Raw genomic sequence first — 13244 nt, forward strand, 5'->3', positions numbered from 1 at the left:
TGCCTGAAGCGGGTGGATTCCACTAGCGTCGTGCCGAAAGTTCATTCTGGCGTATTTAAGTTCAGAATAGCGAACTACAGGATAAGGGAGTCCTCGTGCACGATGCAGTCGATCCACATGCCGAACCCACAACCGAGAACGAGTGGTTGATGGAACCCCAGCAGGGTCGCGGTCTCACCCGCCGCTCATTCCTCTCCATCGCGGCAGCGGCCTCGGCTGCCGGTCTGCTGCTCCTGGACAAGCCCGGGCTGGCATCGGCCCGACCGTTGCCGGCCGTGGCCACGAGGGGCATCTCCCCCTCGACCGGTCTGGCCCAGTACCTCGTGGAAGAGGACTTCCACATGCCGAACGCCGTCACCGACCCCATCCTGATCGTGCCGTCGGGATGGGACGTGCGTCAGGCCGGCGGAAGCTTCACCTTCGCCTACGGGCGCTGGGCAAAGGTGACCGACTCGGGTGGACTCCCCATCGTGATGCAGCGCCGGTTCGCGGCGCACGAGGCCGGAGTGCTCACCGTCGACTTCCGGTTCGAGCCCATCACGCAGCTGAACGGCGTGACCTGGACGGTGGGGACCGACGGAGCGAACGCGGTGGTGCTCACCGCGAACGCGGGGCAGCTCAGTCTGCAGACCCCGACGGGTTCGCAGACGCTGGCGAGCCTCGCGGTCGGAACGCCGGTCGGCGTGCGCGCGATCATCGATCTCGACGCGAGCCTGGTCACCGTGTACGTCAACGGCGCCCTGGTCGCCAACGCGGTGGGCTTCGCGCAGGCGGCCACCGAGCTCGACCTCTTCACGTTGCAGACGAGCGAGGCCTTCGTCGGCAACTTCTACATCGACACGGTGCGCATCCACCGCGGCTACGTCGTCAACGAGTCGTTCGTGACCGTGCCCTCCGGGCTCCCCGCCGACTGGACGACGGGCGGGGCCGGCGCGGTCTTCTCGGTCGCCGAGCTGCACGGCTCGAGTTACGCGGACTGCTACAGCCTGAAGGTGAACACCACCGCAGCCACCGCGCCGGCGACCTTCCAGCGCACCTTCGGTCCGATCGGCGACGACCTGACCTTCGAGTTCCGTTTCCTCGCGCCGGCGGGTGCCCAGAACGTCTCGGCCGTGCTCTCCGGCGCCGGGCAGGCCGGACTCCAGATCGCGGCCTCGGCCGGCAGCATCACCTATGTGGATGCCACGGGCAACCCGGTGACGTGCTACGACAGCAAGCCCAATCTCTGGTATCACATCCGCGTCATGACCGACACGACGAACAACCAAGCGACCATCTGGGTCAACGGCAAGACGGCGGCGTCCGCGGTGTCGATCCCCGCCGTCACCGCTGTCGACACGCTGACCTTCAGTGTGGGCCAGGGTGCATCCGGAACGGTCTACCTCGACGACATCCGGCTCTCGCTCACCCCGCCGGCCCCGAGCGACTACGTGCCGACTCCGGTGCCCCTCGCCTCCGACTACCTCGTCGGCGTGCAGACCTTCGCGGGGTGGCGGGAAGGGCACCATCAGGGCTGGGATGCGATCAACCCGTACCCGAGCCGCAAGCCCGTGCTCGGCTGGTACGACGAGGGGGATCCGGAGGCCACTGACTGGGGCATCAAGTGGATGGTGGAGAACGGCATCTCGTTCGAGCTGGCGTGCTGGTTCCGCCCGCTCGACGGCATCGGGCAGCCGATCAAGGTTCCGGATCTCGGCCACCACATCCATCAGGGTCTGTTCAACGCGCGGTACAGGTCGCTCGTGAAGTTCGCCATCATGTACGAGAACATCAGCAGTGGCGCCACCAACAGCAGCGACTTCCGCAACGTCATGGTGCCGTTCTGGATCGAGTACTACTTCCGCGACCCCGACTACCTCGTCATCGACAACAAGCCGGTGTTCTCGATCTTCTCGATTCCGAAGTTCGTGCTCACCTTCGGGAGTGTCGCGGCAGCCCAGGCGGAGATCACCTATCTGCGGGGCGCCGTGCAGGCGGCCGGATTCGACGACATCATCATCATCGCCCCCCAGGTGGATGCCGACTCGCCCACCGTCGGCATCGACGCCCAGTACAAGTACAGTGTCGGCTCCATCGCCTCGCTGACCGACGGCTACCGGCAGAACCTGCTCACGCTGAAGGACAACGCCGTGGTCGACGTCATCCCGACCATCTCGATGGGCCAGGATCAGCAGCCGTGGAACCTGACGCCGGGCACCTGGGCCAGCGTGGCCGACTTCGAGTCGAACGCGACCTGGGTGCGCGACGACTTCATGCCGGCGTTGCCGACATCGAGCCTCGGGAAGTCGATGGTGCTCGTCGACAACTGGAACGAATACGGCGAGGGACACTTCGTGATGCCCAGTGCATTGGCGGGATTCGGCTACGTCAATGCGATCGCCGACGTGTTCGGTTCGACCGCACACGGTGCGAACGTCTCTCCGACCACGGCCCAGGCGGCCCGCGTGTCGGTGCTGTACCCGGCCGGCCGCACGCAGCCGCTCCGGGAGCTCCCGGCGCCGGCGAAGCCCGACGACTACTGGAGGCGATGGACATTCGAGACCGACGGCGATGTCGAGGGATGGACCAACAGCGAGAAGAACCAGGTCACCAACATCCAGGTGCAGAACGGAGTGCTGACCGCTACCTCGATCGGCACCGATCCGGGGCTCGTCTCGCCCGATCATCTCGGCATCGACGCCAAGCAGGCGCCGTGGGTCAAGGTGCGGATGAAGGGGGACACGCCGTCCGAGTACCTCTACTTCATCACCGACGCCGACCCTGCCTGGACCCAGGACAAGGGTGTCCAGGTGATGGTCGACACGTACAACGACGTGTTCGGCGTCGGCTACGCCGCGGTCTGGGGCAACCCCAAGTGGGTGGGAACGATCCGGCAGATCAGGCTCGACATGATGTCGACCGCCGGCGACTTCACGATCGACGAGATCAGCGTGGTCAAGGTGCCGCTGCCGACGCCGGCGCTCCTGGTCGGTGCGACCTACAACCGCATCGCGGTGCCGGTGATCGCAAGCAACGGCACCCCCATGGTGCCCGCCGCCCACGTGGTGGAGGTGACCGGCGGGCGGCCGGAGTGGAGGCCGGATGTGCAGTGGTTCGTCGCCGTGCACTCCGGCAAGACCCTGATCGCCCAGGTCGGCAGCAGCACGGCCCACGCGGGCGCCACCGTCATCCATCTCGACGCACCGTGCATGTGGGTCGGCGACCGCTTCTACATCGCCGCCACCTACTTCCAGGCGGCTCTCGGCTACACCGTGACCTGGGACGCCACGGCGCAGCTGCTCACGATCACCCCGTGATCATCCGCGCACCTTCCTCACCGCACGCCCCCTGACGATCGGAACCCCTCATGCTCGGAAACCTCACCGGATGGCACCTCCTCATGATCCTGGCGGTGATCCTCCTCCTCTTCGGAGCGACGAGGTTGCCCGCCCTGTCGAGGAGTATCGGACAGTCCATGAGGATCTTCAAGAGCGAGACCCGGCAGTCCCGCGCCGACGAGCCCGGCGACGAGCCGTCGCCGGAGACGAGAGGGTGAGCCTTCGGAGTGCGCCCCGAAAGTGCAGGCCCGGGCTACCGCGACGGGTGGGAGCCGTCGCGGAGCCGGGCCGTCACGCGGTGGGCGTGATCGAGCAGAAGCCGTCCGAGTTCTGCCTGGCGGTCGGGGCGGAATCGTGATTCCACCCCCGTGAGGCTGAGCGCCCAGGCCGGCCGGCCGGCCGCGTCGAACACGGCGGCGCCCATGCCCCAGGAGCCCTCGAGGATGAGGGCGGGGTTCACGGCGTACCCGGTCTCGCGGGTGAGCGCGATCCGCTCGCGCACGGCGCCGGCGGAGTGCTGCGGACCCCAGCGCTCCTCGAGGGCCGCGCCGTCGAGATAGGCGTCGATCTCGTCGTCGGCCAGGTACGAGAGGATGGCGAGTCCGGCCGAGGCCACCCCGAGGGGGAACCGTACGCCTTCGGAGAGCACGAACGACCGGATGGGGAAGCTCCCCTCCTCGCGCACGAGGCACACCGTCTCGGAGCCGCGGCGGGCGGAGAAGAAGGCGCACTCCCCCGTCTCGGCGGCGAGGGCGCGCACGCTCTCGCGGGCGGCCTCGGTGACGTCGTAGCGGTCGGCGGCGAGGGATCCCAGGAGGTAGAGCTCGGGTCCCAGGAACCACCGCGCGGCTCCCGGGTCGTGGTCGACGAACCCCTCAGCCGCGAGCGAGGTGAGCAGGCGATGAGCGGTGGGGCGCGTGAGTCCGGTGGCATGCGCCACGGCGGCCGCGGAGACGCCGCCCGGATGCTCGGCCACCACCTTCAACACGCGGCTCACGCGGGAGACCACCTGCGCTCCCGGTGTCGGATCAGCCATGTCGCTGCCTCCACTTGTCCATATTGTGAGCATAGCCGGATGCCGCGACCAGAGTGCGAGAGACTCGACCGATCGCCAAGATTCGGGCTTTGACAGGCTGTCGCGCCGCTCGTAGCGTCAGGAACAGCGCAATCCGCTGACCAGCAAATGGACAGGCGCACACGAGGGAGTGACATGTCGAAGCAGTGGGCCAGCGCGGCCGAGGCGATCCACGGAACCGTGCACGACGGCTCGGTCATCGCCGTCGGCGGCTTCGGACTGTCCGGCAACCCGACCGATCTGATCGAGGCGCTCCGCGACACCGGCGCGCGCGATCTCACGATCGTGTCGAACAACATGGGTGTCGACGGCAAGGGCCTCGGCATCCTGCTCGAGAACAAGCAGGTGGCGAAGGTGATCGCCTCCTACGTGGGCGAGAACAAGCTCTTCGCCGAGCAGTACCTCAACGGCACCCTCGAGGTCGAGTTCGCCCCGCAGGGTACTCTCGCCGAGCGGCTCCGAGCCGGCGGCGCGGGCATCGCCGGCTTCTACACGAAGACCGGCGTCGGCACCCCGGTGGCCGAGGGAAAGCCGCTCGAGGTGTTCGACGGCGAGACCTATGTGCTCGAGCGCGGCATCCTCGCCGACCTGGCGCTCGTGCACGCCTGGCGCGCCGATGCGGAGGGCAACCTGATCTACCGGCACACCGCCCGCAACTTCAACCCTCTGGTCGCCACCGCGAGCCACCTCACGATCGCCGAGGCCGAAGAGGTGGTCGACGGATGGCTCGATCCCAACACCATCGTGACCCCCGGCATCTACGTGCAGCGCCTCGTGACGGCCACCCCGCGCGAGAAGGACATCGAGCAGCGCACCACGCGGCCCCGCACCGCCGCCGCGATCGCCTGAACCGAAGGAGAACACCATGCCCTGGACCCGCGACGAGATGGCCGCGATCGCCGCCTCCGAACTCCGCGACGGCGAATACGTGAACCTGGGCATCGGCATCCCGACCCTGGTCGCGAACCATCTCCCGCCCGGGGTCAGCGTGACCCTGCAGAGCGAGAACGGCCTGCTCGGCATGGGCCCCTTCCCCTTCGAAGGCGAGGAGGACGCCGATCTCATCAACGCGGGCAAACAGACCGTCACACTGCTGCCCGGCGCGAGCATCTTCGACTCGGCGACGAGCTTCGGCATGATCCGTGGCGGCCACGTGGCGAAGGCCATCCTCGGCGCCCTGCAGGTCGCGGGTAACGGCGACCTCGCGAACTGGACCATCCCCGGCAAGCTCGTGAAGGGCATGGGCGGCGCGATGGATCTCGTCGCCGGCACCCCGCGCGTCATCGTGCTCACCGATCACGTCTCGAAAGACGGCACGCCGAAGATCGTGGCCCGCTGCGATCTGCCTCTCACGGGAGCCGGAGTCGTCGACCGTATCATCAGCGACCTCGCCGTGTTCGACGTGATCGACGGCGGGTTGGTGCTGCGGGCGGTCGCGCCCGGCGCCTCCTTCGACGAGGTGCGGGCGAAGACGGGAGCCGAGTTCACCGTCGATCTCGACGAGAGCGTCGGCGTGGTCGGGGCCTCCGCATGAGCGCCGTGATCGTGGGGTACGCTCGCACGCCGTTCGTGAAGTACTGCGGGCAATTCGCCTCGGTGCCCGCGACCGAGCTCGGGGCCGCCGCCATCCGGGCCGCCCTCGAGCGGGCGGGCATTGCGCCCGGCGAGGTCGACTTCGTCTACGGCGGCCAGGTGCTGCAGGGCGCGGCCGGGCAGAACCCGGCGCGGCAGTCCGCCGTGGGGGCCCGCATCCCGTTCAGCACCCCGGCGCTCACCCTCAACGCCGTGTGCCTCTCCGGTACCGAGGCGATCATCTCCGGGGTGCGCCTCATCGACGCCGGGGAGGCGGATGTCGTCGTGGCCGTCGGTCAGGAGTCGATGACGCTCGCCCCGCACGCCTGGTCGGGCTCTCGCGCCGGAAAGCGCTACGGGGCGATCGAGCTCGTCGACACCATGGATCACGACGGTCTCACCGACGCCTTCGAGCACCGCTCCATGGGCTCGTCGACCGAAGACCGCAACGAGCCGCTCGGGTTGTCGCGGGCTGACCAGGACGCCTGGGCCGCCGCGTCCCACCAGCGCCTAGCCGCGTCGGCGGAGTTCCTCGCCGGCGAGATCGAGCCTTTCGAGGTTCCCGGGCGCCGCGGGCCGACGCTCGTCTCGGCCGACGACGGCCTGCGCGCCGACACCACCGTCGAATCACTCGGCGCACTCCGCCCGGCCTTCGGGGGATCGGGAACCATCACCGCGGGCAACTCCTCCCAGATCACGGATGGCGCGGCCGCCGTCGTGCTGATGAGCGAGACGGCCGTGGCTTCCCGCGGAATCCCCGCCATCGCCCGCATCCTCGCCCACGCCTTCGTCGCCGGCCCCGACGTGTCGCTGCACGCCCAGCCGGCGAACGCGATCGCCGCAGCGCTGACGCGGGCCGGTCTCGCGGCCGAGGACCTGGCCGCCGTCGAGATCAACGAGGCCTTCGCGGCAGTCGCCGTGCACTCCACCCGCCGGCTCGGCGTCGACCCCGCGATCGTGAACGCCCACGGCGGTGCGATCGCGCTCGGTCACCCCATCGGCGCCTCCGGCGCCCGCATCGTCGGGCACCTCGCCCGCCGCCTCGCAGCTTCCGGCCCCGCCGCCCTCGGCGCCGCCGGCATCTGCGGCGGGGGCGGACAGGGCGCCGCCGTCATCCTTCAAGCGGTGTAGGGGGCCGAGCGGCCCCCCTCTGCTCAGGCGCGCTTCGACCCCATCCGCGACGCGATCACCGCGGCCCCCGCGCCCGCCGTGGCCAGACCGGTGGCGATCGCGGCGACGGGCCCGGCATCGAGACCGGTTGCGGCGAGGGCGGGCTGCGCGGGATCGACCGGCGCGACGGGCGCCGGAGGAACGGGCGGACCCGGCGGTGCGGGCGGGGTGGGAACGCGTCCGAAGATCCCGTCGAGCCAGTTGTACACCACTTCGTTCCGCACCTGGGGCGCCATCGGCGCACAGTGGAACTGAGCGCCCTCGGCCGAGGTGAAGTCGTGCTGCGAGAGCGATGCCGCCGAGGTCAGCCAGGTGCGCACATCCGCGTCCTGACCGGTGAAGAAGGTGTCGCCCTCGTAGGTGAGCAGGAGCGAGTGCGCCGTGATCGACCCGAAGAGCGCGCTGTCGCCGGTGTACGAGCCGATCGCGGCGAGCAGGCCGACGAGGTCCTGCATGACGACCCCGGTGAGCGCCTGATCATGGAACGCCTTGCCGAAGATCTCGCCGCGCTTGTTGAGCAGGAAGCGCAGAGAATCCTGGCTGGGGAAGCCGTGCTTCGGGAACGACGGGTAGACGTCATTCACCCAGACGTCGTTCGGGATGTTCTTCAGTTCCGCGTACGGCGTCGTCGGGTCGTAGAACACGGGATCGGCGACGACGGCCTTCAGCCGGTGCTCGTGGGCCGCGGCGCGCATCACGAGCAGGCCGCCGAAGCTCCATCCGGTAAGGGCGACGGCCGCCGGATCGGTCTCGGGTTGGGCGATCACGAAGTCGACGAGGGGGGTGATCACGTCTTCCCAGTAGGGCGTGAACGAGATGTTCTGCTCGAACAGCAGCGATCCCTGCCCCGGGCCCTCGAACATCAGCGCGTTGTAGCCGCGGTCCAGGGCGGCGGCCCCGCCGAAGGCGTAGGTGTCGACGAGCTGGGCGTCGCTGCCGTTGTTGATGATGACCGTGGGCTTGGGCCCGGTTCCGGATGCGCGGGCCCAGTACGCGGGCACCGTGACGTTCTGCACGACCGGGTTGCCCGAGGCATCGGGGAAGCGGACGGACATCGGGATCTCGACCCGTGTCCACACCGGTTCCAGGAGCGCCGCCGCTTCCGCCCAGCAGCGCTGCATCGCGCCGTAGATCTCGGTCTCTCGCGTCGGGGTGTCGGTGCCCAGCACGAAGAAGAGGACGCCCGTGTAGTACCCGGCCGCCCGGAGATACTTCGATCGCGCGCTCACGAAGAGCCCCGCGGCCTTGTCGGCGTCGGCCTCGGTGGCGAGCTTCACGGCGAGCGCCTCGAAGCTGGTGTTGTAGGGCTGGTAGACCGGGAGGTTCTCCGATCCGATCACCGCCATCGCCGCCTGCACCTCGGCGACCGCTGAAGCGACCTCGCCGACCTCGGCCGCTCCGTAGGCGGCTTCGCCGTAGTTGAACTGCGTCTGGAAGTTGAGGTCGTCCTGTTGCGGGAACGGCGTCAGCCCTGAGGTGACGGCCGGTGCCGGCGCCCTCGGCGCCGTGGCGGCGGGAATGACGGTAGACGCGGAAGCGCTGGACGCGGTCGCGGTCGACCAGAACATCGCGCCGACGCCGCCGGCTGCGGCCAGGCCGAGCAGTCCGCGGCGACTGACGCCGGGAACGGTCTCGACGTCCGCAACGGCTTCGGTCGTCTTCTTGCTCGCACTCATCGGGCCCCCGCATCATTGTGGTCGCGGGCCGTGGACCGGCGCGCGCAGGAGCCCATCGACCGGTTCCCCCACTCTGAGGCTAGCGGCTGCGCGGCCTCGCGGAGTCCACCGGAGAGGGTCAGGACGGCTGATCCGGGTGATCCGGCTCGGGCTCGGGCACGAGCTGCAGGCCGTTCGGGGAGTTGGCCGTGAGCATCAGCTGATCGACCCAACTCCGGTTGATGGCGGGCTGGCGGCTGCCGTAGAACTTGAACGAGATCGGGATCTCAGGCCGGATCCAGATGGATGAACGCCCGTCGCCGTTGGCCGGGTCGTCCTTCCAGCTGAAGAAGAACGCTTCGCTCCGCCGGAGTTTCGCCCCGATGACCAGCTGCAGATGGGCGAGCGTGCGATCGTCGAAGTCGACCGTCAGCGTCGAATCGTAGGTCAGTGTTCCCATGTTCAGAGATCGTCCATGAGATTCAGTTCGTCATCCGGCTCGCTCGACGAGACCACGGGGTGGGCCGGCCGGAGATTGTTGGTCTCGTGGGTGAGCATCTCCACCAGCGACGGGTCGGTGAGCTCGTCGAACGGGCTCGGTTCCGTCTCCGACACGAGCTGGCTGGCGGGTCCGATGAGGAAGTTGGCGTGCCCGATCGAGCCGTCGTCGTGCCGCACGGGAATGTCGACGGTGGCGGAGAGTTCGTTCCTGGCCAGGGCGCTCGCGTATTCGAGCAGTGCCCGTGCGATGTCCGAGCCGGTGAGAAGTGAATCCCCCGCGTAGTGGATGCGTTCCATGACTCCATTCACCCGCGATCGTGCCCGGGCAGCAATGGGGAGGGCCGCAACTCCCAGCACACCGTGTCCGGACTGCGGCGATCGCCGACTCATCGCTGTGTGGGGTGGGGGAGGGCGCGCGCAGCCGGTTGTCACTACTGGGGGCCACGTCTTTCCGCGTGGCAGCCGTCGGGCGGCATCCGCCATCCACCGGCTCTCCCGGTCGGGAGTGTCGCGTGTACGCGCGTCCTCGTCCCCGCCCCGGAGACCCCGTCGGGCCGCCTGCTCGAGCTCGACGGCCCTGCGGGTCTCCTCGGCGTCAGGCGCTGATGGTGTGCTGCTCGTCGGCCTTGGCAGAGCCGATGGCGATCTTCCGGGGCTTGGCCCGCTCGCTCACCGGCAGCACCACACTCAGCACGCCGTTGTCATAGCTGGCCGTGATCTTCTCCGAATCGATGCCTTCACCGACGCTGAACTGACGCAGGTAGCTGCCGGCGGGACGTTCCTGGCTCAGCCACTTCACGCCCTCGGCGGAGGCGGTGGTGCGCTGGGCGCGGATGGTCAGCAATTGACCGTCGACATCGATGTCGATCGACCCCGGATCGGCTCCGGGCAGATCGGCGGTGAGGACGTAGCGGTCGCCTTCACGATAGAGATCCACCGGCATCACCCGTGGCCCCGGACGGGACTGCAGCAGGGTGCTCGCGAGTCGGTCGAACTCGCTGAAAGGATCCGATGACATCGCCATAATGAATCAATCTCCTTCCGAATCATGAGAGTTGAGCGGCTTCGACTCAACTACGAATAATTTAGCACTCGACCCTCGAGAGTGCCAAGCGGTGCACGGCACGTCATCGGGCTGGATCCCTCCGGTCGGCGAACGCGACGACAATGGGGGGATGCAGCAGCGCATCGGGCGGGTGACGACAGGCGACGGAACGGAGCTGGCGGTGGCCGAGACCGGTTCAGGCCGACCGCTGCTCTACGTCTCCGGATGGCTCGGCCACCTCCAGCTGAGCATCGAGCTGCCCGAGGAACGCACGTTCCTCGAATCGCTCGGGCGGGGGAGCCGCCTGGTGCGCTACGACAGGGCCGGCTGCGGTTTGTCCGCGTCATCCGATCGCCCGCCGTCGCTGGATTACGAGCTGGAGCAGCTCTCCGCGGTCGCCGACACTCTCGGCCCGGAACCGTTCGACCTGGTGGGCGCTTCCCTCGGGGCGCTCGTCGCGGTGGCGTGGGCGGCGGCGCATCCGGAGCGGGTCCGGCGGCTGGTGCTCTACGGCGGATGGGTGTCGGGCCCGGCCCTTTCGCCGCCGAGCGCGCAGCGGCACATCCTGGGGATCGTCGAATCGCACTGGGGACTCGGCTCGGACGTGCTCACCGACGTCTTCGCACCCGACGCCGACACCGTCTCCCGTCAGCGATTCGCGCGCTACCAGCGGGCGACCTGCACCGCCGCGACCGCCCGCGCCCTCCTGGCGATGAGCTACGAGCTCGACGTCGGCGACGTCCTCGCCGGTGTGCGCTCGCCGACCCTGGTCGTGCACCGGGAGCGCGACCGCGCCGCGCCGCTCGCGCAGGCCGCGGCGCTCGCCGCGGGAATCGAGGGGGCCGAGTTCGTCGCGCTTCCCGGCCGGTCGCACCTGCCGGCGTTCGGCGACTCGGCTGCCCTCGTGGCGACGATCCGCCGCTTCCTGGGCCTCCGGGTGGCCCGCGCCTCCAGCGGAACCCTGACGGCCCGGCAGAACGAGGTCGCCGCTCTCGTCAGCGAGGGATGTTCGAACCGCGAGATCGCCGCGCGGTTGGGCATCGACGAGCGGTCGGCCGAGGGGCACGTCGAGCGCATCCGGGTGCGCCTGGGTTTCCGCTCGCGGGCGCAGATCGCCGCGTGGTACGCCTCCGGGCAGGGCCGAGCGAGCGGCCCGGCGGATGCCGCCGGTGGCGCGAACTGAGGTAGTTCCCCGCCTGACGGGCCCGAGTGGGCGGTCGAAGCTGGGGTGACCCACGAATCCCTGGAGCGACCATGAGCGACCCGACTGAATCCCTTCCCGCCCCGAGTGCACCCGCGCCGGCCGCACCCGCGACGGCCGGATTCGAGTTGCACGGCGGCCGCGGCCGATTCAACGCGGCGTTCTTCCGCGTGCTCGGCCCCACCCTGGAGCGCAGCCTCCGCCGGCAGAAGCGACGGGTGTTCTCCGGACTCCCCCGCGAGGTGGTCGAACTCGGGTCCGGGGTCGGCGCCAACCTCCGCTACCTTCCGGTCGGCGGCATCCTGGTGGCCATCGAACCGAACCGTTACATGCACGGCCGGCTGCGGACGGCAGCGCGCGAACGCGGCGTGCTGCTCGACCTGCGCGAACGGATGGCGGAACGCACCGGACTGCCTGACCGGAGTGTCGACGCCGTCATCTCCTCGCTCGTGCTCTGCTCGGTTCGGGAGCCGGAGGTGGTGCTGGCCGAGATCCAGCGCATCCTGCGGCCCGGCGGGACGTTCCGCTTCGTCGAGCACGTGGTGGCGGATGCCGGCACCCCGACCCGCTTCGCTCAGCGGGCGCTGCGCCGGCCGTGGGGCTGGACCTTCGAGGGATGCTCCTGCGAGCGAGACCTGGAGGGCGCCATCCGCTCCGCCGGTTTCGCGGGCGTCACGCTCGAGCGTTATCGCGTGCACACGCCCTTCCTCCCGTTCAACACGCAGATCGCGGGCATCGCTCGGATGTGAGATCTCACCGCGATTGCCGTATCGTGCTTGGCAGCATATGATGCAATGCATGACAAGCGATGTCGGCGCTCAGCTGCGGAAGGGCGTCGTGGAGTACTGCGTTCTCGGCATCCTGCGCCGGGCGCCCGCCTACGGGTGGAAGATCTCCGAGCACTTGGTCGAGCAGGGACTGATCGGGAGCATCGGCACCCTCTACCCCCTTCTCGCGCGGTTGCGCGATCAGCGTCTGATCGTCGCGCACGCCGACGAGTCCGACTCCGCCCGGCCCCGGAAGTACTACGCCCTGACCCCGAAGGGCCGGGATCAGCTCGACCAGTTCCGTCGCCAGTGGGAACCGTTCGCCTCCGCCGTCGACCGCATCACCGGCCCCGATTGACGACCGGAACACCTCCATCCGACCGTCTTGACGAGAGAAGAACGACATGACCAGCGAATCCCGGAGCATCCCGGCCCAGCGGTACCTGGGTGAGCTCGACGCCGCGCTCGCCGCGGCACCCGCATCCGTCCGAACCGACCTCCTCGCCGACATCGCGGGCGAACTCGACGGCCTGAACGACGAGGAGGCGCGCGCACGCATCGCCGAGCTGGGGGACCCGCGGGCGATCGCCGCCGATGCGACGGCGCAGCTCCGGTCGATGAACCCCGATCAACCGTCTTCGCTGGTGTACCCGACCGTCACCGCGGTCGTGCTGACCGTCGGCTGGTACGTCGGGCTCGGGTGGATCGCCGGTCTCGTGCTGATCGGCGTCGGTTCGGGGTGGACCTCGGCCGTGCGCCGGCGCGCCATCCTCACCTCGATCGCCGGGGCGGTCGTGGCTCTGGCGGCGCTCCTGTTCTTCCGCACGACCGACTTCGGACTCGTGGGCCTCGGCGTGCTGCTGATCCTGCCCCTCCTGGTGAACATCTTCGTCGGCTCCTTCCTCCGCGCCCACTGGGGGGAGCGTTCGCCGGCCTGAGCC

The 13244-nt window shown here is 69.2% G+C and carries 14 protein-coding genes; 9 read left to right on the forward strand and 5 right to left on the reverse strand.

What is annotated here, in order from left to right; all coding sequences use genetic code 11:
* Positions 1 to 149 precede the first annotated feature (149 nt).
* A complete protein-coding gene (locus ACFJGU_RS08610; protein ID WP_382309462.1) occupies positions 150 to 3296 on the forward strand; it encodes a stalk domain-containing protein in 3147 nt (1048 codons plus the stop codon).
* 50 nt (positions 3297 to 3346) lie between these two features.
* Positions 3347 to 3535 (forward strand): twin-arginine translocase TatA/TatE family subunit, encoded by a 189-nt coding sequence (tatA, locus tag ACFJGU_RS08615; protein WP_382309463.1) that lies wholly within the window; start codon positions 3347 to 3349, stop codon positions 3533 to 3535.
* Between the two features lie 35 nt (positions 3536 to 3570).
* Here the strand turns inward: tatA and ACFJGU_RS08620 are convergent, their stop codons facing one another.
* On the reverse strand, positions 3571 to 4353 hold the full coding sequence (locus ACFJGU_RS08620) for an IclR family transcriptional regulator (RefSeq protein WP_382309465.1): 783 nt from the start codon (positions 4351 to 4353) through the stop codon (positions 3571 to 3573).
* Between the two features lie 174 nt (positions 4354 to 4527).
* Between ACFJGU_RS08620 and ACFJGU_RS08625 the strand changes: the two genes are divergently transcribed.
* The 3 genes from ACFJGU_RS08625 to ACFJGU_RS08635 are packed head-to-tail and all read left to right on the forward strand — an operon-like array spanning position 4528 to position 7095.
* Positions 4528 to 5241 carry a CoA transferase subunit A gene (locus ACFJGU_RS08625; RefSeq protein ID WP_382309467.1) on the forward strand — a complete coding sequence of 238 codons (714 nt, stop codon included), beginning with the start codon at positions 4528 to 4530 and terminating at the stop codon, positions 5239 to 5241.
* Positions 5242 to 5257: 16 nt separating this feature from the next.
* Positions 5258 to 5926, forward strand: coding sequence for a CoA transferase subunit B (locus tag ACFJGU_RS08630; protein ID WP_382309469.1), 669 nt, complete (start codon positions 5258 to 5260; stop codon positions 5924 to 5926).
* Positions 5923 to 7095: an acetyl-CoA C-acyltransferase gene (locus ACFJGU_RS08635; RefSeq protein ID WP_382309471.1), complete on the forward strand. Its 1173-nt coding sequence runs from the start codon at positions 5923 to 5925 to the stop codon at positions 7093 to 7095. Before ACFJGU_RS08630 ends, ACFJGU_RS08635 begins: the two co-directional genes overlap by 4 nt.
* A gap of 23 nt (positions 7096 to 7118) precedes the next feature.
* On the opposite strand, the gene ACFJGU_RS08640 is transcribed toward ACFJGU_RS08635, so the two are convergent.
* The 4 genes from ACFJGU_RS08640 to ACFJGU_RS08655 form a co-directional block, all read right to left on the reverse strand.
* Positions 7119 to 8810: an alpha/beta hydrolase family protein gene (locus ACFJGU_RS08640; RefSeq protein WP_382309473.1), complete on the reverse strand. Its 1692-nt coding sequence runs from the start codon at positions 8808 to 8810 to the stop codon at positions 7119 to 7121.
* Positions 8811 to 8928: 118 nt separating this feature from the next.
* The gene (locus tag ACFJGU_RS08645) at positions 8929 to 9249 is read right to left on the reverse strand and encodes an ATP-dependent DNA ligase (protein WP_382309475.1); all 321 of its coding nucleotides are present in this window, start codon (positions 9247 to 9249) and stop codon (positions 8929 to 8931) included.
* Positions 9250 to 9251: 2 nt separating this feature from the next.
* Positions 9252 to 9587, reverse strand: a complete 336-nt coding sequence (locus tag ACFJGU_RS08650) for a hypothetical protein (protein WP_382309477.1) — start codon at positions 9585 to 9587, stop codon at positions 9252 to 9254.
* A gap of 298 nt (positions 9588 to 9885) precedes the next feature.
* Positions 9886 to 10314: an Hsp20/alpha crystallin family protein gene (locus ACFJGU_RS08655; RefSeq protein WP_382309479.1), complete on the reverse strand. Its 429-nt coding sequence runs from the start codon at positions 10312 to 10314 to the stop codon at positions 9886 to 9888.
* Positions 10315 to 10465: 151 nt separating this feature from the next.
* Here ACFJGU_RS08655 and ACFJGU_RS08660 point away from each other — a divergent pair, with 151 nt between their 5' ends.
* The 4 genes from ACFJGU_RS08660 to ACFJGU_RS08675 all read left to right on the forward strand — a co-directional run bounded on the left by ACFJGU_RS08660 (position 10466) and on the right by ACFJGU_RS08675 (position 13241).
* Positions 10466 to 11518 (forward strand): alpha/beta fold hydrolase, encoded by a 1053-nt coding sequence (locus tag ACFJGU_RS08660; protein ID WP_382309481.1) that lies wholly within the window; start codon positions 10466 to 10468, stop codon positions 11516 to 11518.
* Between the two features lie 71 nt (positions 11519 to 11589).
* Positions 11590 to 12285 carry a class I SAM-dependent methyltransferase gene (locus ACFJGU_RS08665; RefSeq protein WP_382309483.1) on the forward strand — a complete coding sequence of 232 codons (696 nt, stop codon included), beginning with the start codon at positions 11590 to 11592 and terminating at the stop codon, positions 12283 to 12285.
* Positions 12286 to 12334: 49 nt separating this feature from the next.
* On the forward strand, positions 12335 to 12661 hold the full coding sequence (locus ACFJGU_RS08670) for a PadR family transcriptional regulator (protein ID WP_382309484.1): 327 nt from the start codon (positions 12335 to 12337) through the stop codon (positions 12659 to 12661).
* 46 nt (positions 12662 to 12707) lie between these two features.
* Positions 12708 to 13241 carry an HAAS signaling domain-containing protein gene (locus tag ACFJGU_RS08675; RefSeq protein WP_382309486.1) on the forward strand — a complete coding sequence of 178 codons (534 nt, stop codon included), beginning with the start codon at positions 12708 to 12710 and terminating at the stop codon, positions 13239 to 13241.
* The last annotated feature ends 3 nt before the right edge of the window (positions 13242 to 13244 follow it).

Source organism: Herbiconiux sp. UC225_62 (assembly GCF_042694625.1).
GTDB lineage: Bacteria > Actinomycetota > Actinomycetes > Actinomycetales > Microbacteriaceae > Herbiconiux.